Origin of the sequence: Chryseobacterium vaccae, from assembly GCF_009602705.1 — a bacterium.
Lineage (GTDB): Bacteria > Bacteroidota > Bacteroidia > Flavobacteriales > Weeksellaceae > Chryseobacterium > Chryseobacterium vaccae.
On the sequence record NZ_VSWH01000001.1, the window covers coordinates 2,618,868 to 2,643,017 of the forward strand.

The following is a 24,150-nucleotide window of genomic DNA, read 5'->3' on the forward strand; positions in this document are numbered from 1 at the left end:
AATGATAAAAGGAAAAACAATAGGGCTAATACTATCCCTCCTATTTTTAGGACTGGTATTCTATTATTTTTATCCTGAAAATAAACTTCCGCCTAACATACAAATTGATAAACTCGTGGTTTATAAAGCCAAAAGAAAGCTATTGGCTTACTCAAACGGGCAGCTGGTAAAGACTTATACAATTTCATTGGGAGGGCAGCCAGTAGGACATAAAGAACTCGAAGGCGATAAAAAAACACCTGAAGGGCAATACTTCATCAATGCAAAAAACGCCAACAGCGGGTATCACAAAAACCTGGGTATTTCTTATCCCAATAAAGATGATATTAAAAAGGCCAAACAGCTTGGTAAGCCGGCAGGTGGTGACGTTAAAATACATGCACTGAAAAACGGAAGAGGCTTTATCGGAAAATTTCATCGCTGGTCCGACTGGACATTAGGCTGCATCGCAGTAACTGACAAAGAAATAGATGAATTGTATCAGTCCGTAAAAATAGGAACACCAATTAATATTAAGCCGTAACAGATTCCTTTTTTTGCACTTGTTTTTCTATTTTTACCATCACAAAAAATAAACAAGCATGACCATAGAAGCCAAAATCGATGAAGCCTTCAGAAATACATTCCTGCTGCCAAGAGAAAAGACAGTCACGGATTTTTTTATAGATGTTTTACAGTCAAAATATAAATTCAGGGAAGATGACACAAAAATTGAAGTCATGGGATTGTATTACTATGCTTCAAGTCCGTTAAGCTTTTTATTTGCCATGCCTCATTATGAATATTATTCACAGGATAAAACGACTCATATCGCAGAGCTTCATCTGAGAGAACATTCGTTTGAAGATTATACATATATTGATATTGAGGAATTAGGCAGAAAAGTCCTGGATGAAAACAGGATTGATTATTCAGCGTATCTTGATGAAGATGATGAGCTGGAACTTGCCAATTACTGGGAAAACCAAACCGACCTTGAACAAAACTTCCTAATGCACTGCTGGAAAAATGCAAAGGAAAAAACAGGGGCTAAGACTTTGGGGTTCCTGGAATCTTCAGACGGCTCCGATGGAACTTATGATGCAGATAACGGCTATGAACTTCCTTTTGAAATCGGTATCGACGAATATCTGCAATCCCATGGTTTTCATTTTAAAAAAGAAATTTAAAAGTCAAAATACTGCCAGACACAATGACAATCCAGGAACACATCAAAGAATATATTGCCGGCCAGCCTGAACCCAAACGTACCGATATGCAGGAGCTGCACCATATTGTTATGGAACTCATGCCGGAATGTAAATTATGGTTTCTGAATGGCAAAAACAGTGAAAATAAAACGGTATCCAATCCCAATATCGGATATGGACTTTACACCATACCCTATGCTGATGGAAAAAGCAGAGACTTCTATCAGATTGGGATGAGTGCGAACAAAACAGGAATCTCTGTCTATATTTTAGGCATCAGCGACAAAACGTACCTGGCCAAAATGTATGGAGAAAAAATAGGTAAAGCAAACGTAACAGGATATTGCATTAAGTTTAAAGCCCTGAAAGATATCAACCTTGAAATACTTAAAGCCGCAATACAGGACGGAGCAGAACAAAGCGCTTAAAAAACAATTGTACTGTTTATCATAAACTGGATAAGGCTGCAGCTTCAATAATACTCCGCATACGATCATTCGCCAATCTGCACAGAACAATTTTAATTTCATGCTAACATTACAATATGATGTAAATTAGAAGAATTGAACTTTCAAAAGAATACCCCATGAAAATCAATAGTAAAAATATCGGCTTCCTGTTGCTTTCCTTTGTCATTCTAAGCTGCAGCCCTAAAAAAACTGACCATTTTAAAGCGAAAGAAGTATATAAATCTTCCGAACTGATCATTACCCAAATTTCAGAGAATGCATTTATTCATACGTCTTTTAAACAGACCAATGATTTTGGCAATGTTCCCTGTAACGGATTGGTGGTAAAAAATAATAATGAAGCGGTTGTTTTTGATACCCCTGTCAACGATAAAACATCAGAAGAGCTGATTAAATGGATCAACGGAGCCCTTCATTCTAAAATTAATGCCGTTGTTCCCACTCATTTTCATGATGACAGCATGGGCGGATTACAGGCATTTCATAACCATCATATTCCCTCTTACGCTTATTCCAAAACCATTGAACTGGCTAAAGAAAACAACTTTACAGTTCCTGAAAACAGTTTTAAGGATTCAGTCGTTTTAAAAGCAGGTCATGAAAAAACCATTGCAAAATTTTTCGGGGAAGGCCATACCAAAGATAATGTAGTCGGGTATTTACCGGAAGAACATATCCTTTTCGGAGGCTGTCTGCTCAAAGAACTTGAAGCCGGTAAAGGATATCTTGGAGACGCTAACGTTTCCGCCTGGTCCAATACCGTTGAAAAAGTAAAAAAAGAATATCCCGATGTAAAGATTGTCATTCCGGGACATGGAGAATATGGAGATCAAAAACTATTGGATTATACGATTAACCTGTTCAAAACCCAATAAAAAAGGAAAGATATTGTATAACCATTTGTTTCAAATGAGTAAATGGGAACCCGGAAACTCATATCATCAAAAACACAAATCTATTTAACCAATGAGCACAGGCTGTCATACGGCTCCGGCCAATAAAAAAGAATACATAACCGATATTGGAAAAATTCTTGTTCACGAACATGGTAAAAAAAAGTATTATACACCGGAACAGATAAAAACAGCCCATGAAAAAAGCAAATGGAATGAAGGTTTTGATTTTTCCTGCTGGGCTATGAGTGTATATTCTTCCCACTCTGATTTCACAAGCTACCATCAACAAATAGGGGAAACCTGTGACTATGCTGACATGAAAACAGAAATGCTGCAGGGCTTATCTGTATCAAGTGGATCTGAAATTCCGGATCTTCCCGATGCTGATATTGATTCCTCATGGCTGGATTTTGGAGAAGTATTCGGAAATATATTTGAAGGAATCGGAGATTTTATAGGCGCAATTTTTGACGGATTTTAAGAACATGTTCAAATTTTTGAACCATTAAGATCCTTTTAAGTATTAAGATTAATTAAGGAAAAAATCAAAGATTTTTTTATAAGTATAATGTCTTAAAGCGAAGCCCGAATCACAATGAAACAATTCATCAATTTTATCCTGATCATCATCATTTCAACTCTATCCGCAGGAGTTTACGGAATAGTACACGATCAGATTACATACACCATTTCATCCGAATATTATACGCTTCTTAAATTCCAACAGTTCGGATTTGAAAACCTCAATCTGAATGTAAGGATAAAAGTAGGGATCATCGGATTTCTGGCAACCTGGTGGGTAGGATTATTTTTAGGAATAGTTTATGCTTTCATCTCGTTATTTCTTGATGCGGAAAAAGTTCTGAAAGTAACCATAAAATCAATCCTGATCAATATCTGCATCACATTTATTTCAGGGATTTTGGGCTATGGGTTTTCCGTTTTATTTTTATCACCGGAAAATACTGACTGGTATATTCCCACCGGAACTAAGAACATCCGGAGTTTTATCAATGTAGGTTCCATCCATAATTTCGGATATATAGGAGGAATTATAGGGTTAGCTGCAGGATTATTGTATCAAATAAAAAAGGCTAGAAATATTTAATTAGTGGAAACAAAAATTACCATAGAAAACCTGCAGAATAAAGAAGTTTATATTGAAGATTTTAAAACCACTTTTATCATCCTTAATGTAGAGAATACATTGCTGCGTTTTGATTTTAAAAACAAAAGGGAAGCCCTTCTAAAAAAGAAAGAATCCGGAAAACTAAAAGTGTATACAGAACATCCCCTGCTGATCAACCATAATCAAAGTAATCTGGATGTTTTTATCAATTCAAAGCCACAAAACCCTGATGTATTTATTGAAGAAATCAAAAGAACCATTGAAACAGCTACAGGTGGCTGGCGAAATTGGGAAGATTATATAGAAATCAATGCCGGGATAAACGTACATACTTTTATTCAAAATATAAAAAACGGAAGTGGAAAATTTTTGAATGCCCCCTTTTCTGTGGTTGAAAATATTGAAAAAGTCTGCGAAAAACATCAGGTAAAACTAAAATCATTTGGAGAAAAAACCGTCTTTCATCACAAAATGATAATGATTAATAATCAATTTGTTATTGCAGAAGATTTCCGGTTATACTAAGCCTGTGAAAACTTCTTTCATATTGATTTTTCAACTCATTTTTTACTTAACTTAGTTTTCTAATAACCCAATCTCAATATCATGAAAATAGTAAATCTTCTGTTCATTCTTGTTTTTTCTGTCTGTTTCTCACAGGAAAACAACATCTTTGAAAGACTTACCACTTTAAAAAATAACGGAAAAATCTGGTACAATATTGACGGATACAGCGTAACCAGCGAAGTTTTTTCCAATACATTTGATGAAAAAGGGCTAAAAAAAGTATTCCGGAAACATCAGATCTCGGATTCTGATGCAAAAGTAAAGGACAATCAAATCAATTTCAACAACTTATTGGTGACAAAACAGCAAAAGGTTGCCGCAGATTTTTCCCAGACCAACCATTATTATTTTGTAGAAAATCCGGACAAAACCATCACTGTGGTCTGGTTTATCAAAATCGGAAAAACAGATCAGGAAACTGAAGAAAAACTCGTTAATGCCATCATGGAAAAGAAAGTTCCTGAAGAAAACTTTTCTCCAATGAGTATCAGTTCGATCAATTTCGCCGGACGAAAAATTGAATTGGGAAACGGCTGTTACTGGACTTCCATCAATATTGTTCAATGTCCGTACGCCGGGGAAATGAACTGGAGTGTTCACAGAACCCTGGATGACGCAAAAGAAGCCGTAGAAAATCAGTTCAACATCACAAAATCGAAAAAAATGGGCAAAGTAGTATCCGAAGAAATGGTGGATATAGAATTTGAAGGCGTTCCTGTAAAAGCTAAAAAAATACTTTATGATTTTACAGGAGTTGCAGGAGTCTTAGCAGGAATGTCGGGAGGAAAAAATCTGACGGTTTATTATGTGGCCGCCGTAGTAAGGGATAAAAATGTAAGCTGCGTAATGAGCTACTGGAACAATGATGAAATCAATCCTGAAACCAAGCTTCCTGCACTCCTGGGGAAATTAATGTCTGTAAAATGAAAAACATCTTAAAAATATTTTTAATCTTTATTACAGCGCTGGCTTTTATCTTTACCGCATTTTTCTTTTTAAAATTTAATAAAGTTGAATACCAAAGCTCTGTGTCGAATTCAACGGCTGTAAAGAAACTCAATAAAAAAGTATTTGCCCCAGGATTTTTAAATACAGGTTCTTCAGCAATCAGTACTGACTTCAGTTTTGACCGTGAAGCAAAAAATGATACCATAGGCTTTAGTTTTCACCCTTCTCTACATGAGAATTCAGAAAACAGACTTAGCCTGAATTTCAATAGTGGAGACGGATATTCCGGGCTAAATATAGAGGTCATGAAAATAGGCAGCTGGTTTTCTTCCTCCATTGAAACCTACACAGACAACGTAAAACCTTTTGATTTTCTGGACAGGGATCAATATTCTATCAAAAAGCAAAAACTCATTCTAAATAAACCGGAATATAAGAAAGGCGACAGTATCTTTGGAAAAATAGAACTAGAGATACAATCGAATATTAATGATTCTGTTTATCAGGCCGGGGGATATTTCAGAGGAAAAATTGAATAATATACGGCTTACATTTAAATCTTATGGAACAACAAATCGTAGAACTCATACCCGTTGTTGAAATCTCAATATCCAATGAGGAAACAGAACTTCCTGAAACCGGGCCTTATTGGAAATACCAGCAGGAATGGGAAAATTATAATAACGCCTGTAATCAGATTGCCGGATTTTCAGGAGCACTGAAGGCCTACCTCTCAGGTTCTTCACTTTATGAACCCCATTCGATCTCTCATCAGGATCTTCTTAATCTTCTTAAAGTTGAAATGGAAAAGCAGGATGATGAAGAAAAGAGCCCTGAAGAACTGACACGTTCTTTCTATGGCGGCTATATTCTGAAAATCAACGGACGGGACATTTTGTTTCCTCAGTGCTGCTCTGATTTAACCGACATTACAGAGTGGGAGGACTTAATTGATGATCAGGAGAATACGTATTTCTATTGCGGCCACCCCTCACCGAAAGTTACCCAAATAGATGATGATATTCTTTTTGATTTTGTGAATTCTGAAATTCAGGAAAGCTTTTGTCCTCCTGTACCTTTTGATGAAGTCAGAATAAGCAGATCAGCACTTAAAGCCGCTGTTGAAAAAGCAAAGAATGAACTGAAAGATTTTTCCGGTCACCTGGAAAAAGTAAATAGAGAAAATAATCTGGGCATTAAAAACATTGCAGAAATACTGGTTTATGGAGAATTTCAGGATTAAAATTTCACAGAAAGTACCTGTTTTTATAATCGTATTTTTCCCCATATTTCTATGGGCGCAAAATAATCAGCAGATAAAAACAGACAACATCTATCCGAAAGAAAAAATCGAGGTCTCTTTAATTGGTGTAAAAGGCTTTAATGATGAAACACCCCATTATAACCTAACGATTTATAAAAACAAAAAAATAATCTTAAAAGATCAGGTTTATAGCAAAGTAGGAGAAATTCAGTTTGAAGATTTTAATGGTGACGGAATAAAAGACCTTCTTGTTCAGAATATTTCAGATGTACGAAGCAACTGGACCTATTATCTTTATGTATTCGACAACAGAAATAAAACGTTTAAGAAAATTCTGGATTTTGAATCCGTTAAAAATCCTGTATACAATCCGAAATATCAATGGGTTGAAAGTTATGTGGTTTCAGGAACAAATTATCTGAACTTATATAAAATCACCGGCGACAAGGTCAAAGATTTAAAGTACATCATTGAGGACCGTGAATCGGTGAATTTTGAACAGGAATATAAAAAGGCTGTTAAAAAACTGATAAAATAAAATAGAGTATATCTTTTTTCTGTAATTTTCTACCCCGAAAAGCACGATCATCATGCTCAAAAACAAAAGTCTTTTAAAAAAAATTGGTACGGAATTTCTTATGGGAATCATAGGAATAATTGGTACTTCATTTCAGTAATGCTTGTTCCTGAAAAAATTTAAGTATAAAAAAATTGTGGCTTATCTTTATCGTTGAAAAGCTTTAATTAAAAACAATCACCAATGACCGAAGAACAAAAAATTAAAACGAGAGAACGCAATAACCAGTTAATCGAAAGCCGGCAATACCGATTCAATTCCTGGTTGCCCATTCTGGAAGATCCCAATACCAGAACCATAGAAGAAATAAAAGGCAGAATGGGTGTGATGAATGCCCTGATTAATATTTCATTTGAGGCTCCTGTCACCATCATCAGAAAATGGATCGATCAAAACGGACTGACTCAGCATCTTTCCAACTGGGAACATGAAATCCTGCTAAAAGACAATGACGAATTAACAGAGTATGAAATTAATTCCCTGAGATGGTATCTTGAAGGCCTTTGGGCTTTAATGTGGACAACCGGACTGGTGGACCATCTTGATGAAACCCAATGGTGCAGCGATGAAATGGCCTCTATGCTTCCTAACCTAGAAGAAAATGACAGCAATGAAAAAATAAACCAACTATCAACCTTAAAAACCGATGATGAAATTTACGAAATGCTGGATCTATATTACCGATTGCACTGGTACTGCGTAGATGAAAGACTTAAAGGGCAGCAGGCAAAGATCAATGAAGGCCTGGTATACGAAAGAAGAAAAGCTTTGGAATGGCTGATCAATAAAGAATCCGACTGGGATGATATTGAAATGAGTACCTGAAATACCTCTCTTTATTATCCATTTTGAACATAAAAATAACCTATGAAAAACTTTTTAATCCTTCTCTTTTTCACCACTTCACTCTCCTGCTTTTCCCAGAAAAAAGATACCGCCTCCTATTATTATCGCAGATATGAGCCAACAAAAAATGAATTAATAGAATGCGGACTAAAACAGAAAAAAAATAAAGAATTATTTGACCAGCTGTCTGAAGAAGCAAAAAATACCGATTTTAAAAAATTAACGTCTGTCATTATTAATGATTTAAAAAATTCTGATTTCAAAGGAGAGGTTATATTATTCTATGTTAACTACATCAATACCATATGTGGTCATGATGATGATTATAGATTTAACTGTGTCATGGAGCATAACACCACTGATCCATTTTATAATAACAGATCCTGGACCTATAATGATTTCATTTCTTTATCGAAAATTCTCAATACAAAAATAATTGTCCCCAGTAAAAAAAATTTCGGATTTAGTAATTCCAACAGGTTATTCGGAGAAGATATGAAAGAGGCAATAAGCCGGTATAAAGAATTCAAAACCGGTCTGGTGAAGGATAAAGAAGTACATCAGGAAAACAAAAAATTCTTTTATCTCTCTGAAAAAAAGAAGAATAAAAATTGGCTATTACAAACTGATCTTATCTACAATAAGGTATTAAATTATTCTTATGATACACTTTACTTCGAATTTAAGAACCTTCCGGATTATAAAGTTCAGGTAACTGTCATGATCAATTTCATACCTATTTCAAAAACCTATGAATATAATAACGGAGAATGGAGCTTAATTGATACTCAATAAAAAACCAATATTAAACATCAACTTTTATTGCCTTGAAAATTAAATACAGCTTTTATTATTTCATCCCTGATTTTCTTCCAAACCTCCTGTAAAGATCAATATAACCTATGAAAAACTTTTTAATCCTTCTCTTTTTCACCACTTCACTCTCCTGCTTTTCCCAGAAAAAAAGAGATACCCTTTCCTATTATAACAGCTATGAACCCACAAAAGCTGAGTTGAGAAAATGTGAGAAAATACAGAAAAAAAATAAAGAATTATTTGACCAGCTGTCTGAAGAAGCAAAAAATACCGATTTTAAAAAATTAACGTCTGTCATTATTAATGATTTAAGTAATTCTGATTTCAAAGGAGAGGTTATATTATTCTATGTTACCTACAGCAATACAGTATGTGGTAATATGGATGATGACAAATTCATTTGTGAAAAAGAATATAATACAACCAATCCGTTTTACAGCGGCCGGAACTGGACGTATGATGATCTTATTTCCTTGTCGAAAGTTCTCAACGAAAAAATTATTGTTCCCAGTGAAAAAAATTTCGGATTCAGTATTTCCAACAGATTATTTGGCGCAGACCAGGAGAAAGAATTTAGTCCGTATAAAGAATTCAAAATCGGTATGGTGAAGGATCAGGAAGTAAACAAAGGGAACGAAAAATTCTTTTACCTCACCGAAAAAAAACAGGATAAAGACCTAGTGTTACAAACTAATTTTATCTACAATAAAGTATTAAATTATTCCTATGATACGCTTTATTTCAAATTTAGAAATCTACCCGGCTATAAAGTACAGGTAACAATAATGATCAATTCGGGTTCCATTTCAAAAACCTATGAATATGATAGCGGAGAATGGCTTTTAACTGACACAGAATAAATCAACAACTTTTATTTCATCCTCCGATATTTCTATGAAACTCAATACCGTTTTTTATCTATCTCTCCTGTTCTTCATTCTGCTTTCCTGTAAAGAAAAGATTGGGAATGAAGAAAACTTTGTGATCTATCAGGTAGATCCTCAAAAACAAAACATCCGGATGTATTGGAAAGACGGTAAAAATGAAATTATCAGAAGCCTCAATAATCTGGAAAATTATACAGCTTCCCAAAATGAAAAGTTAATCTTCGCCATGAACGGAGGCATGTTTGATCCCGATTATGCTCCCAAAGGCCTTTATATTGAGAATTTTAAAACCCTCCACCCTATAGACACCTCAAAAGGAAACGGAAACTTTTATCTTCCACCCAATGGAGTATTTTATATCACCAAAAATAATAAACCGGAAATTACTGAAACTAAAAAATTCATTCCATCCCCGGAAATTAAATATGCTACCCAATCTGGCCCCATGCTTCTTATCAAAGGGAAAATAAACCCGGCTTTTCAGCAGCATTCTAAAAATCTGAATATAAGAAACGGTGTCGGAATTAAGGAAAACGGGGAAATCATTTTTGCGATGTCCAAAAAAGAGGTTAATTTTTATGATTTTGCTTCACTTTTTAAAGAAATGGGCTGTCAGAATGCTTTATATCTTGACGGATTTGTTTCAAGAACTTACCTTCCTGAAAAGAAATGGATTCAAAAAGACGGGGATTTCGGAGTAATGATCGGAATAACCGAACCTGGCCATTAGAACATCCTGTAAAATATTTTTTCAATATTGTATTTTTCATACCATCTTTTTTACTAATTTCGACGAGGCTTATCAAGCATAATACTGCGAAATTCAACCCGTTAACCAGATCACCATGCCTCACTTTGTTATAGACTGTTCACAGGATATTATTCAGCTGAAAACGCCTGATGAAATGATGAATGTCGTTTACAAAACCACAGAATCTACCGGATTATTTGCCGTAAATGATATCAAAGTAAGATTACAGCCCTATCAGTATTACCGGCTCGGAGGAGATAAAAAGAATTTTATCCACATTTTCGGATACATCATGGAAGGACGGAGTACGGAACAGAAAGCAGATCTTTCACAAAAAATTATCACCAGCCTCACGGAATTATTTCCGGATATCTCATTTTTATCCATCAGCATTAATGATTTTGAAACCGCAACCTACTGCAATAAATCATTGATAAACCCTGAAAATTATGATCACAACCGTCATTTTGAACTGTAAATAATTTCACCAAAATAAAATCCAACCACAAAATACAATACTTATGAACCTTAAAACATTAATCACTCACACTGTACAGTACAACAATTGGGTAGTCAATAAATACATCGACTGGCTGGCCACAAAATCTGATGCACAGCTCAATCAGGAAACCCCTTCAAGCTTTCCGACTATCCTTAAAACCCTGCATCATATCTGGCAAACTCAGGAATATTGGTGGAGCCATATCTCCGAAGGCAACGATTTTGATTTTGAAGCCACCACAGCGGCAGTCACAAAGGATGAAGTTTTCAATGCCATCAAAGATAATTCCAGGAAATTAATGGAATATGTTGAAGGGCTTTCAGAAGAAGATCTTGCCCAAAACGTGAAGATAGAATCCCAATGGTTTCAGTGTGATTTCTCCAAATATGAATACATTCAGCATGCCATCATCCACGGCACTTATCACAGAGGACAAATTGTAACCATGGGAAGAAATATCGGTATTACAGATGCGCCTATGACAGATTACAACTTCTGGAATATTTATAAAGATCAGAAATAAAAATAGTAATACAATGAATTCCGATACCATTCAGGATCCTGTTATTTATTATCACGGAACCAAGGCAGATCTGAAAACAGGTGATCTTATTGAACCCGGTTTCAATTCCAACTACGGAACCAACAGAAAAGCGAAATACATTTACCTTACCGCTACGCTGGAAGCTGCAACCTGGGGCGCGGAACTGTCACAGGGAGAGGGAAAAGAAAGGATTTATATCGTTGAACCTACCGATCCCATTGAAGATGATCCCAACCTTACCGATAAAAAATTTCCGGGTAATCCTACAAAATCTTACCGTTCGCTGCATCCGTTCAGAGTAATAGGAGAAGTTATGGAATGGCAGGGGCACTCTGAAGAACAGCTTCAAACAATGAAAAACCATCTTGAAGAACTAAAAAGACAGGGCATTGAAGCTATTGAAGATTGATATTACCAATAAATAACCAGCAAAAACGGGATAGCTTTTTGAACTCAAAGAAATATTGATGCGGAAATATAGCCAAACTCCCGATATTCCCTATTTTTGCAGAGGCCGGATCATCCCCTGTGCTGTAAAGGCAGTACCGAATTTACAGGTTATCCTGAAAATGACGGAGAACACGATGAGACATAAACAGGATTAAAAATTAAAACCAATTATCCCAACTTAAAAAAACTAAAAAGCTAACCATAAAAATTCAATGAAAAGCATTATTTCGATCTTATCCCTGTTGGCCGTTTTTTCCTGTGCAACCCGGGCAGCCTATGATCAGAATTTTAATTACAACAGGCTGGAACAGGTAAAAGACAGTGTAAAAGTAGGGAACATTGTCATCCTTAATTCATTTAAGCATCAGATGCTTGCCCATAAAAAAGGTCAGTACGATTCGGCAAGAATCATCAACAATGTTTATAAACCCCATCAAAAACTTTGGGATAGCTGCTATGCAGTGATTTTCGGGGATGAAAATGCCCAAAAGTTCAATACCACTAAGGGGATGGCTGAATGGAATAACAGCCTGTATCTGAAAAACAGACAGATGTTTGAAGAGAAAACCAACATTCTTTTAAACATTAATCTGAAAAAAACATTTAAGAAAACGCTTGTCAGATTCAGCAAGCTGGTTCCCTATCAGCCTAAGGCAAGAATAAGTTTAATTTTTACCCCTATTACAGGAATTGCTTTCGGCGGATGCAACAACGAACAGTTTGCCTTAGAACTTAATAATAAAGGAATAGAAATTCCTTCTGTTCTTAAAATGGACCTTCCTCACGAATTAAACCATATGGCTTATGAAAAATCCAGAAATGCTGATCCGGATCATGCCTCTGCCCTGAACCAGACCATTGATGAAGGATTTGCCTGCTATTTTACCTATGTATTCTTTGAAGGAAAACTTGAAAAACATGAAACTGTACACCTGACTAAAAAAGAGTGGGACTGGTTTATTCAGCATGAAAAAGAACTTTTCACCCAATTAAAAGCATACTTTACCGATACTTCAGGAAAAAATCCTTTATTGCAGAACGATAAAGTCAAACTGTTTCCAGATGCCCCGGGAAATATCAATTACTGGATGGGATTCAGAATTATCGAAAAATATGTGGAAAAGAACGGCAAGGATTCCTGGAAAGACATTTATCATCTAACAGCCAAAGATCTGTTGAAAAAAAGTGGCTATGAAAAATACATAGAAAGCTTATAAATTTCACAAAAAATAAATTGAGGATTAAAAAATTATCCAAAAACCATATAACAATACCCATGAAAACAATTTTAAGTAGTGCTCTGCTACTGATTTTAAGTCATACGAATGCACAGATCATCGCCGGAAAAATACTTTCTGATGAGAACAAACCTGTCCCTTATGCCCGGATAGGCGTAGACCAAGAGAAACTTGGCGCGATAGCAGATGAAGCAGGCAGCTACTCCATTGATCTTACGAATGCAGACAAAAACAAAATGATCACCGTTCAGATGGGCGGATATGTTAACTTTAATCAGAAAATAGAGGATTTCATTCAGGCCAAAAGTCATGATATTCTCCTTCGCGAAAAAATTACCGAGCTGCAGCCTGTGGCCATCAATCCTAAAAAATACACCAATAAAAACTGGGGGACTACCGCCAAAACAAAAAAAATTCTGTTCGGATACAATCCGGCAAGAACCAAAGAGGATCAGTCGAAAGAATTGGCTGTATTGTTTAATAACAGAAAAAAAATAAAGCTTCAGAAAATCAACCTTAATGTTGTTGATATCAAAACGGATCAACCTATTTTGCTTACCTTTAATGTCTATTCAAAAAACGATAAATTTCCGGGACAATCCATCATTACAGAGGATCTGAGCGTAGAACTGACCAAAGATCAGATTGTGGATAACACATTCTCTTTTGACGTAAGCGATAAAAACATCTGGGTTGATAAACAGGATTTCTTCGTATCGATGCAGGTGATGAACGGATTCGACGGCTGGATTTACTTAAGCGGAGCCTTACTTAAAAGCATGTATTACAGAAAATTTTACAGCCCCTGGATGAAAACCACTATTGCCGGACCAGCCATACATATTGATCTGAAAGTAGAGAAATAAAAAATCCATCATATGAGAAAAATAGTATCCGGACTTTCTCTGTTTGTTTTTTTCTGGGCGTTTTCACAGTCACAAGCTTCTTATGAACGGTTCAGCCATTATTCAGTATTCAAAAAGAATGATACGATTAACTATTATGTCTATTCGCCTGAGAAAATCACAGATACTACCGGAATCCTGTTGTTCATTCATGGTTCCGGTGCTTTTCCGATGTTCAGCGTAACCAAAGAAAAAGGAGTCGTTTCTGAAGTTTCCACCATGCCGTTTGATCTGGAAAAGCTGCCAAAGGATTATGCCTTTATTATGGTTTCAAAAAAATGTGTCCCTTTTGTAACGGTGAATAAAGAATATCGTGCTCCAAAATGCTTTTATGAAAACGAATCTTTAAGCTACAGGACCTGGCAGTATGATCAGGTGATTAAAGATGTGATCCGCAAAAAGATCAAACATCCTAAAAAAATAGTGACGATTGGGCATTCGGAAGGAAGTGATGTTGTAGCTAAATTAGGAACCATTAATAAAAAGATAACCCATATTGGTTTCTGGTCCGGAAGCGGAAGCACACAATATCATGATTTTGCGCTGATGATCAGAAAAGAAGCCAATGAAGGGAAAATTGACGAAAATACAGCATTGAAAAAATTAGACAGCCTATATACAAAACTGGGAGAAATAGAAGCTTCGCCGAATATCAGTACTTTCTGGCAGAACAACACCTACAAAAGATGGCATGAATTTTCAGAACCCGCCGTGGAAAACCTTTTAAAAATCAACATTCCTATTTTTGCGGCTATCGGTTCCAAAGATCAGGCGGTTCCCATTGAGTCTACCCTGCTGATCCGGTCGGAATTCATCAGAAAACATAAAAAGAATTTAACCTTTAAAATTTACCCTGAATATGATCATGGATTTGAAACGGTTCCAACAAATCCGGATGAAGAACCAGAAGATAGATGGATGAGCGTTTTTGAGGAATTTATGGAATGGGTGGGAAAATAAAATTACAGAAGGAAAAGTCGGAAGAGAAAGGATTAAAGCGGTGACCTATCAATTAAACCTTTAAAACTATTTTGGCTCGAATTTACGTTATTATACTACATGTTGTAACTTAAATCTTCAATTTTCAGACCTGTTAAAATGAAAAAGAGCCTGCTGATCCTATTTGCGTTTATTTCAACTCATTAATGATTACATTGAAAAAGAATATGTTCCTGTTAATTCAAAATAATAAAGCGATGAAAATATTTCCCTTACTATTTATATTCTTTTCATGTTTTTTTTCTGCACAGATAAAATATCCTGAGTATATTATTTCAGATAAAAATATCTCAGAACAGAAACTTGAAACAACCGAAGACATTTATTTCTTTTATCATAAAAACATTCAATATATCGGAGATCTGAAATCACCTATTGAACTGAATTACAATAATTATCCCAAAGAAAATCCTATTCTCAAAAATAATTATAAACGGCCTGATGATGAACTGCACAAGCAATTCAAAAATGAATATAAAAACGTAAAAATAGTTGTAGATATCCGACAATCTACCCCATTAACAATAACCAGAACTGATACTACTAAAATATCTCCGGAAGTTTTAGAGGCAGAAATAGACAGATTGATCGAAGGCAAAGAACCTACTATTAAAATTCCTACGATAACAACCTATTATGACGGTTATCCCGTAACCATTCACAATCTTGAAGATCAGGACATTATGCTAGGATTTGGCAATCATATCCCATTAATATTTGAAGCTTTAGATAAAGAAAATAACTGGCAGGAAATTTCCGGTATAAGAAAATATAGCTGTGGAAATGGAATTCAGTATATCATGTTAAAACCTAACCAGATTGCCACTGTTTTTGAGCCTAAAATTAAAGGAAACTTTAAAACAAAATTCAGATACAGATTAAAAAATATGATTTCAAATGAATTTGAAGGAAGTATTAATGAAGATTATTTTAAAACTAACCCATAACCAATCCGCCATGCACTTCACCAAATACTTAATACCACTTTTAGGAATCCTCTTGCTTATCTCCTGCTCCGGACCTGTTCCTGCCTCAAAAATTACAGATATTTCTGATATAAAAGCAGAAATCGACCTCTATCAGAGCTTAACAGACCAGGCAGACAATATCATGTCGGTAGCTTTATACGATAAAAAGGATAAGAAAATCGGCAGTGATTCAATTACCATATGGGTCAACCGGAAAAAAGCGGAGTATATAGTCATACAGCAGCTTTACTACACCAAAAGCTATCAATACCGGCTTGAAAATATTCCTCCGGAAAATGAGCAGTATCAGGTTGAAATCCAGCTGGCCAACGGTAAAAAATTCGCTTTGGGCAATATTCCGGCCTTGAAATTAAGCGATCCTTCCCGCATCACCACCACCGAAAGCACAACCAGTCAGGATTTCTCCGTACGCTGGTCTGAACTTCATGATGTGAATAAACTCTATATCTCAAAAACTTTTGATAAAAAAGACAAAGAAAACCCTAATATAACCATTGCTACACCGGGAAAAACCGACACTTTGAATATCGGGAAAGACGGCAGTTATTCAATTCCAAAAGAAAAGCTTCTTAAATCCGGTGAAAAACTGAGCATCATAAGCCTTGAATTTACTGCCAAAAAAACAGGGAATACTAATCCCCTTCTGCTGAAAGGAAGTTATATAAAGATCAATGGCAGCCATGATAACCCGGTATATTTCAAATAAAATAATTATCTTACCCCATATTATCCCTAAACAGGACAAAATACACGACTTCATGCAAAACACTACAATCCAAAAAGAATGGTTCTCAGAAGGAGAACACTATGCAACAGCAATCAATGAAATGGTAGAATTCGGCGAAAAGAACGGCTGGGAAAACTGGAAAGGTGAAGAACCACAGGATAAAAGAGACCGTTTGGGAACCGAAGTTTTTGAGTTATTGAAAACTGCCAACCTGAATAATGACACAGAACGTTTCAGAGAACAGTTTCCTCCTGCCCACACTCCCATGATTCCTTTAATGAAAGAGAAATCCCAGAGTATCGAACAGATGTGTTTTATTGAGAATGAAAAAATAGTTTTCGTAACCGGAGCCCACTATGAAAAGAGACAGGCCTACCTTCTTGATCATGATCAAATCACTCCGCTTAACGAAGACATCCATGCCATAGGAAAATCTAAACAGGGAAATATCTTCGCCACAGCCCGTGATGAGACTATTTCATTGTATAAAAACTGGGACGGCGAACTGATTCAGGAGTTCTCATTTGACCAAACGATAGATTCCGGTATTACAGAAATGATCCCGTTCAATGACGGAAGCAAAGTCCTGATCGTTTCTTCAAACGGTATTTACCTGGTTTCAAAAAACAGCGAGAAACTGATCCATCCTATCAATGAAGATGACGAAGAAGACTGGTCACCGGATATCGATATGGAAAATGCAACCCTTTCCCATGATAACACCTACATTGTTGTAGGAGATCAGGATTATGACCACAGAATACTGGATGCTGAAGGGAACAGTATAGGATCAGTAGGACCTCAGTCTTCTTATCCCCATTTCTGTCTGTTTTCTAAAGACGACAGCCAGCTGATTACCAATTCCTGCCATTTCTATAACGGAATTACCATTGCCATCAATTCAGATCAGTATGAAAGCGCAGCCATTGAAGCTTACACAGAAAGTGATGATCTTATCTACATTGATGAAGGAATGAGAGTATACGCAGGAGCTTCCACAAAAGATTATTACATTCTTGGCGATGCATATGGATATATCAAAGCTTTTGATAAAAACGGAAACCAGCTGTGGAGACACTTTTTAGGATCCACCATCAGCGGAATGGTACTTTCTGATAACGAAGAAACCCTTTGGGTAGGTTCATGTTCCGGAATGCTGCACAAACTGAAACTCGGAAAAGGGCACCGAGATACCCACACCATTGGCAACGGGAAACATTATGAAGATTTCAGGCTGCTGATCTGGAATAACGAACCGCAAGTCTGGAAATGGTAATTTCCTGAAATACAACAAAAACATCTGCTGATCTGTGGGAATTTTTATATGCTCGCAGATCCGGCAGATAAAGCAGATCTCTTAATTTCACCATATTGCAGAGCTACACAAAGCCTCAAATCTATTTTCAAAATGTATAAACCAATTTGAATCTGCATAATTCTTAGCTGAAAATAGCTGAGAACCTTGGGTTTTCTTGCGCCTTAAAAACAGTATACTATATAAAGCCTTGCGCATTGCACTTACCAACATTCATTTCAATTTCCCACAGATCCCGCTGATCACATATATTTTTACAGTCCAACGGGCTATACATACTGATTTTTTGTAATTTAGTTTTTTAAAGACAAAATAATTTCCATGGAAAAATATGCAGTATCCTCAGACGGACAGAAAATTTATTATCAGGAAGCAGGAAGCGGAAATCCAACTATCATCTTTATCCACGGATGGTTAGGCAACAGTGAATGGTGGAAAGAGCAGCTGGAATATTTCAATGATCAGTATCATATGGTAACCGTGGATCTTGCCGGACATGGAAAATCAGATGCTTCAAGACAGGACTGGACCAGCACTCGGTACGCTGACGATATTAAAGCTGTGGCTGACAGTATCAATTCTTCGGAGATTATACTTGTAGGGCATTCTATGTCCGGGGCATATGTTCTTGAAGCTGCCTTACAACTTCCAAAAGTAAAATCACTGATCCTGATAGATACTTTGAAAAATCTGGATGAATATTTTTCAGAAGAGCAGGCAGAACAGTTCCTATTTACCCATTACAGGAGCGATTTTAAAAATGCGGTAGAAAATATTCTTCCTCAATACCTGTTTGCGGAAAAAACACCTGCAGCAGTAAAAGAAAGACTCCAAAGCGAATTCTTACAGAACGAACCGGAAATGGCGATCAGCCTTCTGATGCCTTTATATAAAACAGATTTCAGAGACATTGCCAAACAGGTTCAGATTCCGGTAAGAGCCATTAATTCTGATAATTCTCCTACCCACCTTGAAAATAACCGGAAATATGTAAAAGATTACGATTATGTAACCATTACTGAAACCGGCCATTATCCGATGCTGGAGAAACCGGAAGAATTCAACCGCATACTGGACAAGGTTATTAAAGAATTACGCTAAACGATATAAAAATGCAGAATACAAGAGTTTATGAGATGGCTTTTTCCGGTGTATATCCTCACTACATTCAAAAAGCAGAGAAAAAAGGCCGTACAAAAGATGAAGTTCATGAAATCATATTCTGGCTGACCGGATATGATGAAAAGAGCCTGCAGAATATTCTGGATAACAAAACCAATTTTAAAACATTTTTTGAACAGGCACCACAAATCAATCCGAATGTTTCCCTGATTAAAGGCGTTATCTGTGGATATCGTGTAGAGGATATTGAAGATGAATTAATGAGAAATATCCGGTATCTGGATAAACTCATTGACGAACTGGCCAAGGGGAAAAGGATGGAGAAAATATTAAGAACACCCTGATAAGGTATTAAAAAACTATGATAGAAAAAGCTTATATCCATGAATACGGCAATAAAAAACTGGAACCTGAACATCAGGACGTAATCGATGTATTAGAAAAAAGAAATATCGGATACGAACTTTTCACAGATAAAAAGATTTTCAGAAATCAACTGAATATCGACCGTACCACGTTTGTTGCCGGAAATCATTTTGTTTTTTCTTCAATTTTCAAAAAATATAAAATTAATCCGCCTTCAGATTGTTATCCCCAATGTCTGCATCAGTATCTCCAGCGAAATATATGGACAACCACCATCCATGAACTTTCAAGAAATATAGACGGAGAGCTTGCCCCCGTTTTTGTTAAACCAAAATCTGATACAAAGCTTTTCACCGGATTCAGAATGGAATCGGTTTCTGATTTTTACCTCTTATCTGAATTTTCAAAAAACACGGAACTCTACTGTTCACAATTAGTAGACTGGAAAGCAGAATACAGGGTTTTTGTCAACAATTCAAAGATTGTCGGCATACAATTATACAACGGTGATGATAAATATAAACTTGATATGGAAGTCATCCGGAATGCAATAAATGATCTGGAAAATTCGAAAGAAAAAACCAGAGGATATGGTATTGACTTTGGTATTTTATCTAACGGAAGTACGGCATTAGTTGAATGGAATGACGGGTATGCCTTGGGATCTTATGGTCTCGATAAGGAAATATACACCGATTTATTACTGGAAAGATGGTTAGAAATTGCAGACGCAATATTTCCACCGGAAAGTTAAAATCCGCTATAAAAAACCATTATGAATATAGAGCAGAATTATAATCATCAGGGATACGTTTACTTAGAGCAGTTTTTCTCTGAAGAAGAACTGCAGCCTCTGGAAAAGATTCTCCATACCTTTCATCGGGCTTGGCTGAAAGATAATGACGCAGATTATAAAGCCGGAGCGATCAACAGTCACAGCATTACCTCAGCTCAACAAATTACCAGACAGGAAAGGCTGGATCTATTCAAATTTATTTCTCAGGAAAAGATTTCACAACTTATCCACACTCTTTTTCCCGGAAAAGCCATATTTCTCAATACCCAGTTATTTTTTGATCCGTTGAACGGTAAACAGAGCAATTACTGGCACCGTGACATTCAGTATACAGGAATGACCATTGAAGAACAGAAGAAAAATATGATCACCCAAAATGTCCTTCATTTCAGAATTCCCCTAAAAGCAGAATCCGGCATTGAATTGATTCCCGGGACTCACAGAGAATGGGATCAGGAAGTAGAACAGGAAACCAGACTTTCAATAAATAACAGAAAGCCAGGGGATGATCTGGAAAGAGGAAAGAAAATCTCGTTAAACAGAGGTGATCTGCTTGTTTTTTCCGCCAATATGATTCACAGAGGACTTTACGGGAACGATCGGTTTACCTTCGATATTATTTTCTGTGATGACACCCCTGAATTCAGGGATTTTATTGATTTTAAGAATCATCCTGCAAAAGAAGAATTACCTTTGTTAAATACGGATTTATTTTAACCATCATTTCTCTATTCAGAAATTTAATATTTAGATTTGAATTGTTCAATGATGCAAGTTCATTCAGATCCTAAAAAACAGATTATCCATTCAAAATTTATATGAAAAACATACAGAGAGAAGACATTCAGATTCTCAGCAGGTACAGCGATCTCACTGAAAAAGAAGTCGCTGAGATTCTGGAAAAACATATTTACACCGATAAAAGCTCCTGGCAGAAATTTCTTCAGTTATTTTTAATGACCCTTGGAATTGGTTTTACCGTATCCGGAATCATTTTTTTCTTTGCCTACAACTGGGCAGATTTACCCAAGTTTGCAAAAATCGGACTGACAGAAGGGTTGGTTATTGCTGCAACTGCACTTACCTTTCTTCCTAAAATCAATCCTAATATCCGGAAAATTATTCTTACCGGGGCAGCCGCTTTGGTTGGGGTTCTATTTGCCGTATTCGGGCAGATCTATCAGACCGGAGCCAATGCTTACGATTTCTTTTTAGCATGGACTATTTTTATCACTCTGTGGGTCATTATCTCTGATTTTGCTCTTTTATGGCTGATCTATATCATTTTAATCAATACCACTTTTGTTTTGTATACCCAGCAGGTGGGCAATGATCAGGGGCCGATTTATGTTTTTACCATTCTGTTTTTGTTGAATGGGATGATATTAGTATCGGGCATTCTGATTTCCATGTACAAAAAAGCAGTTATACCCAGCTGGTTTACAAACGTTCTTTCATTAGCTGTTGCCAGCTTTGCCACCTGTGGAATCGTTATCGGAATTTTTGATAATCAGACCTCAGCACTAGCTATTCTGGCTGTACCTGTCGTAGTAGTCTATGCCTTAGGAATCCTATATGCATTGAAAGTAAAAAACATCTTTTATCTTGCCGTCATCCCGCTCAGTATTGTCATCATCATAACCGTCCTCATCTTCCGGATTACAGGAGAAAATGTAGCTTCATTTTTATTTGTTTCCCTGTTTATATTAGGAAGCATTACACTGGTTATTAAAAATCTGCTCAACCTTCAAAAAAAGTGGAAAAATGAGAAATAAAGAAAATATAAAAGAGTTGATGGATGCTCTCCGGACATCAACTGAAAGGGAAATCCATTTTGATGAAGAAGCTATTGTTTCAGTCTATCAGAAAAAAGAAACGGACCAGTCATTAGCCATCAAAATATTATCTATTTTCGGAGGGATACTCGCCTGTCTGGCATTTATCGGATTTCTTTTCTTAGCCCAGATATTCAGTTCAAAAGAAGGAATTATTCTATTTGGAGGAATCTGTATTGCAGGTTCTGCGGTTCTCAGCAGGTTTTCAAAGAAAGTAATAACAGACACTCTATCTGTTTCATTTTATGTTGCGGGATTTTCACTTCTCGGGTTTGGTCTTTCCAGTCACGATAACACCATGCAGCTTACCTTTATAGGCATTGCATTATGTGTATTGCTTCTGGTTCACAATTATATTCTTTCCTTCATTTCTGTACTCATTCTCAATGGAAGTATACTGTCACTTATTATCACCAACGATTTATATGATCTAACCTATATATTCATTACAGTTCAGGCACTCATCGTCACCTTTATTTTTCTTAACGAAGCAAAGATCATCACCGCCAACAGAATTCTCTCCGGATTATACGATCCCGTTTGTATAGGAATGACGTTATCATTCATAGCCGGGCTGGGCTATATTGGATTTGAAGATGAATTATCCATACCAGTGCTGACACTCTACAACGGGTTATCCTCGGCAGTGATCATTCTGGCTGTTCTGTATGTAGTCTCTGTTTTATTAAAAAAATTACAGGTTACCCATTCCCGTTTCAAGATCATCATTTATGTATTGACCGCTTTAATTTTATTGCCAACAACATTATCTCCGGCAATATCCGGCGCCATTCTTGTTATTTTACTAAGCTTCCTTGTCAACAATAAAACCGGATGGGTACTGGCTTGTGTAGCTCTGATTTCTTTCATCGGAAAATTGTATTACGATCTTCAGTTTACACTGCTGACTAAATCCATCCTTTTATTTTCTTCGGGGATCATGTTCCTGGCAATTTATGCATTCATCCACAAAAAACTGATTTCCCATGAAAAAATATAAATGGCTCATCATTCTTTTCAATCTCATCCTGTTATTGGGATACTTTAATTATTCGGTTATCAAAAAAGAAGATTTGCTTAAAAATGGGCAGCTGATTTTACTGGAACTTGCCCCTGTAGATCCGCGGTCACTGATGCAGGGTGATTATATGAGTTTAAGATATGCTATTGTCAACACTATCGGAACAGAAGGTATTCTGAAGCGCGGTTACTGCGTAGTAACTCTTGATAAAAACGGGGTGGCTCATAGAGGACGGTTTCAGGAAAACAAAACCCCGTTGAAAGCTGGTGAATACCTTATTAATTACACCTCTGATGACTGGAATGTCAATATCGGTGCAGAATCTTTTTTTTTCCAGGAAGGACATGCCAAAAAATATGAAACAGCAGCGTACGGCGGTATAAAAATTGATGGAAACGGAAACAGTTTACTCATAGGGCTTTATGATAAAAATCTCAAAAAGATCAACTAAATGAATCAGTGGAATTATTTTTTCGGAGCCATTATGCTGGATTCCGATTACAAGGGTTTTCTTGATTTTCTTCAAAACAGGATGAAAGCTAAGGACTACTATTATTTTCATCCCGATATATTTTCTACATCTACCCTGGAAATTCCTTACTGCTATGAAAACGCTCTGATTTCTTTCGGAAGAACAGCCAAATGGTTTCTTCAGTATGAATACGACCTTCATCACTTCATCCGGGAATTTGAAGACATTTTAAATCACCTGGATTTTGAATATGCACAGGTAAGAGCAGGAACCGTTTATTCAGAATATTCATTTTTCTGGATGAATAAGAAAAAGCTGGGAAAATATAAAACAAGGATCCAGGAAACAGAAGATCATTTTAAAGAATATAACATCCGTTTTTATGAAAATGAACATTTCTTTTTCGGATTAGGTGATATTGAATTATCTACAGGCTGGTGTGAAAGAAAAAATGATGATGCGGAAGATTTTGATATTCAGTATCCGGACTTTAAATATCCTGTTGAGCAGATTAACCGTTAAAACGCT

32 protein-coding genes are annotated in these 24,150 nt (G+C 36.2%); all 32 read left to right on the forward strand.

Going from position 1 to position 24,150, the window contains the following annotated elements; translation table 11 throughout:
* Position 1 precedes the first annotated feature (1 nt).
* The 32 genes from FW768_RS11905 (at position 2) to FW768_RS12060 (ending at position 24,144) form a co-directional block, all read left to right on the forward strand.
* Positions 2 to 523 (forward strand): L,D-transpeptidase family protein, encoded by a 522-nt coding sequence (locus FW768_RS11905; RefSeq protein ID WP_153395683.1) that lies wholly within the window; start codon positions 2 to 4, stop codon positions 521 to 523.
* A 58-nt stretch (positions 524 to 581) separates the two neighbouring features.
* Entirely contained in the window at positions 582 to 1,169 is a 588-nt protein-coding gene (locus FW768_RS11910; protein WP_153395685.1) for a hypothetical protein, read from the forward strand.
* Between the two features lie 23 nt (positions 1,170 to 1,192).
* Positions 1,193 to 1,618 carry a DUF1801 domain-containing protein gene (locus tag FW768_RS11915; protein ID WP_153395687.1) on the forward strand — a complete coding sequence of 142 codons (426 nt, stop codon included), beginning with the start codon at positions 1,193 to 1,195 and terminating at the stop codon, positions 1,616 to 1,618.
* Between the two features lie 158 nt (positions 1,619 to 1,776).
* Complete coding sequence (blaCHM, locus tag FW768_RS11920; protein WP_153395689.1) at positions 1,777 to 2,535, forward strand: CHM family subclass B1 metallo-beta-lactamase; 759 nt, start codon at positions 1,777 to 1,779, stop codon at positions 2,533 to 2,535.
* 91 nt (positions 2,536 to 2,626) lie between these two features.
* Positions 2,627 to 3,037 (forward strand): hypothetical protein, encoded by a 411-nt coding sequence (locus FW768_RS23535; protein ID WP_185151970.1) that lies wholly within the window; start codon positions 2,627 to 2,629, stop codon positions 3,035 to 3,037.
* A gap of 114 nt (positions 3,038 to 3,151) precedes the next feature.
* Positions 3,152 to 3,664, forward strand: a complete 513-nt coding sequence (locus FW768_RS11930) for a hypothetical protein (RefSeq protein WP_153395693.1) — start codon at positions 3,152 to 3,154, stop codon at positions 3,662 to 3,664.
* Between the two features lie 3 nt (positions 3,665 to 3,667).
* Positions 3,668 to 4,210 carry a hypothetical protein gene (locus FW768_RS11935; protein WP_153395695.1) on the forward strand — a complete coding sequence of 181 codons (543 nt, stop codon included), beginning with the start codon at positions 3,668 to 3,670 and terminating at the stop codon, positions 4,208 to 4,210.
* Between the two features lie 81 nt (positions 4,211 to 4,291).
* The gene (locus tag FW768_RS11940; protein ID WP_153395697.1) at positions 4,292 to 5,179 is read left to right on the forward strand and encodes a hypothetical protein; all 888 of its coding nucleotides are present in this window, start codon (positions 4,292 to 4,294) and stop codon (positions 5,177 to 5,179) included.
* The gene (locus FW768_RS11945) at positions 5,176 to 5,739 is read left to right on the forward strand and encodes a hypothetical protein (RefSeq protein WP_153395699.1); all 564 of its coding nucleotides are present in this window, start codon (positions 5,176 to 5,178) and stop codon (positions 5,737 to 5,739) included. The genes FW768_RS11940 and FW768_RS11945 overlap by 4 nt, the downstream gene beginning before the upstream one ends.
* A 23-nt stretch (positions 5,740 to 5,762) precedes the next feature.
* Complete coding sequence (locus tag FW768_RS11950; RefSeq protein ID WP_153395701.1) at positions 5,763 to 6,443, forward strand: hypothetical protein; 681 nt, start codon at positions 5,763 to 5,765, stop codon at positions 6,441 to 6,443.
* A complete protein-coding gene (locus tag FW768_RS11955) occupies positions 6,424 to 7,002 on the forward strand; it encodes an XAC2610-related protein (RefSeq protein WP_153395703.1) in 579 nt (192 codons plus the stop codon). The genes FW768_RS11950 and FW768_RS11955 overlap by 20 nt, the downstream gene beginning before the upstream one ends.
* A 222-nt stretch (positions 7,003 to 7,224) precedes the next feature.
* A complete protein-coding gene (locus FW768_RS11960) occupies positions 7,225 to 7,866 on the forward strand; it encodes a DUF4272 domain-containing protein (protein WP_153395705.1) in 642 nt (213 codons plus the stop codon).
* Between the two features lie 42 nt (positions 7,867 to 7,908).
* Complete coding sequence (locus FW768_RS11965) at positions 7,909 to 8,682, forward strand: hypothetical protein (protein ID WP_153395707.1); 774 nt, start codon at positions 7,909 to 7,911, stop codon at positions 8,680 to 8,682.
* 107 nt (positions 8,683 to 8,789) lie between these two features.
* Positions 8,790 to 9,563: a hypothetical protein gene (locus tag FW768_RS11970; protein ID WP_153395709.1), complete on the forward strand. Its 774-nt coding sequence runs from the start codon at positions 8,790 to 8,792 to the stop codon at positions 9,561 to 9,563.
* Between the two features lie 34 nt (positions 9,564 to 9,597).
* Positions 9,598 to 10,320, forward strand: coding sequence for a phosphodiester glycosidase family protein (locus tag FW768_RS11975; RefSeq protein ID WP_153395711.1), 723 nt, complete (start codon positions 9,598 to 9,600; stop codon positions 10,318 to 10,320).
* A gap of 115 nt (positions 10,321 to 10,435) precedes the next feature.
* The gene (locus FW768_RS11980) at positions 10,436 to 10,819 is read left to right on the forward strand and encodes a 5-carboxymethyl-2-hydroxymuconate Delta-isomerase (protein ID WP_153395713.1); all 384 of its coding nucleotides are present in this window, start codon (positions 10,436 to 10,438) and stop codon (positions 10,817 to 10,819) included.
* Between the two features lie 43 nt (positions 10,820 to 10,862).
* Positions 10,863 to 11,366 carry a DinB family protein gene (locus tag FW768_RS11985; protein WP_153395715.1) on the forward strand — a complete coding sequence of 168 codons (504 nt, stop codon included), beginning with the start codon at positions 10,863 to 10,865 and terminating at the stop codon, positions 11,364 to 11,366.
* A 13-nt stretch (positions 11,367 to 11,379) separates the two neighbouring features.
* Complete coding sequence (arr, locus tag FW768_RS11990; protein ID WP_153395717.1) at positions 11,380 to 11,796, forward strand: NAD(+)--rifampin ADP-ribosyltransferase; 417 nt, start codon at positions 11,380 to 11,382, stop codon at positions 11,794 to 11,796.
* 253 nt (positions 11,797 to 12,049) lie between these two features.
* Entirely contained in the window at positions 12,050 to 13,054 is a 1,005-nt protein-coding gene (locus FW768_RS11995) for a gliding motility protein GldB-related protein (RefSeq protein WP_153395719.1), read from the forward strand.
* Positions 13,055 to 13,113: 59 nt separating this feature from the next.
* Positions 13,114 to 13,941: a carboxypeptidase-like regulatory domain-containing protein gene (locus tag FW768_RS12000; protein ID WP_153395721.1), complete on the forward strand. Its 828-nt coding sequence runs from the start codon at positions 13,114 to 13,116 to the stop codon at positions 13,939 to 13,941.
* Positions 13,942 to 13,953: 12 nt separating this feature from the next.
* On the forward strand, positions 13,954 to 14,940 hold the full coding sequence (locus FW768_RS12005; RefSeq protein WP_153395724.1) for a dienelactone hydrolase family protein: 987 nt from the start codon (positions 13,954 to 13,956) through the stop codon (positions 14,938 to 14,940).
* Positions 14,941 to 15,176: 236 nt separating this feature from the next.
* On the forward strand, positions 15,177 to 15,926 hold the full coding sequence (locus FW768_RS12010; protein WP_153395726.1) for a hypothetical protein: 750 nt from the start codon (positions 15,177 to 15,179) through the stop codon (positions 15,924 to 15,926).
* Entirely contained in the window at positions 15,877 to 16,674 is a 798-nt protein-coding gene (locus tag FW768_RS12015) for a hypothetical protein (RefSeq protein WP_153395728.1), read from the forward strand. Before FW768_RS12010 ends, FW768_RS12015 begins: the two co-directional genes overlap by 50 nt.
* A 52-nt stretch (positions 16,675 to 16,726) precedes the next feature.
* Complete coding sequence (locus tag FW768_RS12020; protein ID WP_153395730.1) at positions 16,727 to 17,971, forward strand: WD40 repeat domain-containing protein; 1,245 nt, start codon at positions 16,727 to 16,729, stop codon at positions 17,969 to 17,971.
* A gap of 360 nt (positions 17,972 to 18,331) precedes the next feature.
* Positions 18,332 to 19,111 carry an alpha/beta fold hydrolase gene (locus FW768_RS12025; protein WP_153395732.1) on the forward strand — a complete coding sequence of 260 codons (780 nt, stop codon included), beginning with the start codon at positions 18,332 to 18,334 and terminating at the stop codon, positions 19,109 to 19,111.
* Between the two features lie 11 nt (positions 19,112 to 19,122).
* The gene (locus tag FW768_RS12030; RefSeq protein ID WP_153395734.1) at positions 19,123 to 19,476 is read left to right on the forward strand and encodes a DUF2200 domain-containing protein; all 354 of its coding nucleotides are present in this window, start codon (positions 19,123 to 19,125) and stop codon (positions 19,474 to 19,476) included.
* A gap of 17 nt (positions 19,477 to 19,493) precedes the next feature.
* The gene (locus tag FW768_RS12035; protein ID WP_153395736.1) at positions 19,494 to 20,252 is read left to right on the forward strand and encodes an ATP-grasp domain-containing protein; all 759 of its coding nucleotides are present in this window, start codon (positions 19,494 to 19,496) and stop codon (positions 20,250 to 20,252) included.
* A 27-nt stretch (positions 20,253 to 20,279) separates the two neighbouring features.
* Complete coding sequence (locus tag FW768_RS12040; RefSeq protein ID WP_394349975.1) at positions 20,280 to 21,011, forward strand: phytanoyl-CoA dioxygenase family protein; 732 nt, start codon at positions 20,280 to 20,282, stop codon at positions 21,009 to 21,011.
* Positions 21,012 to 21,112: 101 nt separating this feature from the next.
* Positions 21,113 to 22,069: a DUF2157 domain-containing protein gene (locus tag FW768_RS12045; RefSeq protein WP_153395740.1), complete on the forward strand. Its 957-nt coding sequence runs from the start codon at positions 21,113 to 21,115 to the stop codon at positions 22,067 to 22,069.
* Complete coding sequence (locus FW768_RS12050) at positions 22,059 to 23,129, forward strand: DUF4401 domain-containing protein (RefSeq protein ID WP_153395742.1); 1,071 nt, start codon at positions 22,059 to 22,061, stop codon at positions 23,127 to 23,129. The genes FW768_RS12045 and FW768_RS12050 overlap by 11 nt, the downstream gene beginning before the upstream one ends.
* Entirely contained in the window at positions 23,116 to 23,601 is a 486-nt protein-coding gene (locus tag FW768_RS12055; protein ID WP_153395744.1) for a GDYXXLXY domain-containing protein, read from the forward strand. Before FW768_RS12050 ends, FW768_RS12055 begins: the two co-directional genes overlap by 14 nt.
* On the forward strand, positions 23,602 to 24,144 hold the full coding sequence (locus tag FW768_RS12060) for a hypothetical protein (protein WP_153395746.1): 543 nt from the start codon (positions 23,602 to 23,604) through the stop codon (positions 24,142 to 24,144).
* Positions 24,145 to 24,150: the final 6 nt, after the last annotated feature.

Excerpts from the sequence above, each read along its gene's own strand:
- FW768_RS12050 (WP_153395742.1), top strand. The coding sequence starts at position 22,059 with ATGAGAAATAAAGAAAATATAAAAGAGTTGATGGATGCTCTCCGGACA.
- FW768_RS11940 (WP_153395697.1), top strand. The coding sequence starts at position 4,292 with ATGAAAATAGTAAATCTTCTGTTCATTCTTGTTTTTTCTGTCTGTTTC.
- FW768_RS11975 (WP_153395711.1), top strand. The coding sequence starts at position 9,598 with ATGAAACTCAATACCGTTTTTTATCTATCTCTCCTGTTCTTCATTCTG.
- FW768_RS11970 (WP_153395709.1), top strand. The coding sequence starts at position 8,790 with ATGAAAAACTTTTTAATCCTTCTCTTTTTCACCACTTCACTCTCCTGC.
- FW768_RS11980 (WP_153395713.1), top strand. The coding sequence starts at position 10,436 with ATGCCTCACTTTGTTATAGACTGTTCACAGGATATTATTCAGCTGAAA.
- FW768_RS11945 (WP_153395699.1), top strand. The coding sequence starts at position 5,176 with ATGAAAAACATCTTAAAAATATTTTTAATCTTTATTACAGCGCTGGCT.
- FW768_RS11995 (WP_153395719.1), top strand. The coding sequence starts at position 12,050 with ATGAAAAGCATTATTTCGATCTTATCCCTGTTGGCCGTTTTTTCCTGT.
- blaCHM (WP_153395689.1), top strand. The coding sequence starts at position 1,777 with ATGAAAATCAATAGTAAAAATATCGGCTTCCTGTTGCTTTCCTTTGTC.
- arr (WP_153395717.1), top strand. The coding sequence starts at position 11,380 with ATGAATTCCGATACCATTCAGGATCCTGTTATTTATTATCACGGAACC.
- FW768_RS12035 (WP_153395736.1), top strand. The coding sequence starts at position 19,494 with ATGATAGAAAAAGCTTATATCCATGAATACGGCAATAAAAAACTGGAA.
- FW768_RS12015 (WP_153395728.1), top strand. The coding sequence starts at position 15,877 with ATGAATTTGAAGGAAGTATTAATGAAGATTATTTTAAAACTAACCCAT.
- FW768_RS23535 (WP_185151970.1), top strand. The coding sequence starts at position 2,627 with ATGAGCACAGGCTGTCATACGGCTCCGGCCAATAAAAAAGAATACATA.
- FW768_RS11915 (WP_153395687.1), top strand. The coding sequence starts at position 1,193 with ATGACAATCCAGGAACACATCAAAGAATATATTGCCGGCCAGCCTGAA.
- FW768_RS12005 (WP_153395724.1), top strand. The coding sequence starts at position 13,954 with ATGAGAAAAATAGTATCCGGACTTTCTCTGTTTGTTTTTTTCTGGGCG.
- FW768_RS11965 (WP_153395707.1), top strand. The coding sequence starts at position 7,909 with ATGAAAAACTTTTTAATCCTTCTCTTTTTCACCACTTCACTCTCCTGC.
- FW768_RS12060 (WP_153395746.1), top strand. The coding sequence starts at position 23,602 with ATGAATCAGTGGAATTATTTTTTCGGAGCCATTATGCTGGATTCCGAT.
- FW768_RS12010 (WP_153395726.1), top strand. The coding sequence starts at position 15,177 with ATGAAAATATTTCCCTTACTATTTATATTCTTTTCATGTTTTTTTTCT.
- FW768_RS11955 (WP_153395703.1), top strand. The coding sequence starts at position 6,424 with ATGGAGAATTTCAGGATTAAAATTTCACAGAAAGTACCTGTTTTTATA.
- FW768_RS12025 (WP_153395732.1), top strand. The coding sequence starts at position 18,332 with ATGGAAAAATATGCAGTATCCTCAGACGGACAGAAAATTTATTATCAG.
- FW768_RS12000 (WP_153395721.1), top strand. The coding sequence starts at position 13,114 with ATGAAAACAATTTTAAGTAGTGCTCTGCTACTGATTTTAAGTCATACG.
- FW768_RS12030 (WP_153395734.1), top strand. The coding sequence starts at position 19,123 with ATGCAGAATACAAGAGTTTATGAGATGGCTTTTTCCGGTGTATATCCT.
- FW768_RS11950 (WP_153395701.1), top strand. The coding sequence starts at position 5,763 with ATGGAACAACAAATCGTAGAACTCATACCCGTTGTTGAAATCTCAATA.
- FW768_RS12020 (WP_153395730.1), top strand. The coding sequence starts at position 16,727 with ATGCAAAACACTACAATCCAAAAAGAATGGTTCTCAGAAGGAGAACAC.
- FW768_RS12055 (WP_153395744.1), top strand. The coding sequence starts at position 23,116 with ATGAAAAAATATAAATGGCTCATCATTCTTTTCAATCTCATCCTGTTA.
- FW768_RS11905 (WP_153395683.1), top strand. The coding sequence starts at position 2 with ATGATAAAAGGAAAAACAATAGGGCTAATACTATCCCTCCTATTTTTA.
- FW768_RS12045 (WP_153395740.1), top strand. The coding sequence starts at position 21,113 with ATGAAAAACATACAGAGAGAAGACATTCAGATTCTCAGCAGGTACAGC.
- FW768_RS11960 (WP_153395705.1), top strand. The coding sequence starts at position 7,225 with ATGACCGAAGAACAAAAAATTAAAACGAGAGAACGCAATAACCAGTTA.
- FW768_RS11985 (WP_153395715.1), top strand. The coding sequence starts at position 10,863 with ATGAACCTTAAAACATTAATCACTCACACTGTACAGTACAACAATTGG.
- FW768_RS11910 (WP_153395685.1), top strand. The coding sequence starts at position 582 with ATGACCATAGAAGCCAAAATCGATGAAGCCTTCAGAAATACATTCCTG.
- FW768_RS11930 (WP_153395693.1), top strand. The coding sequence starts at position 3,152 with ATGAAACAATTCATCAATTTTATCCTGATCATCATCATTTCAACTCTA.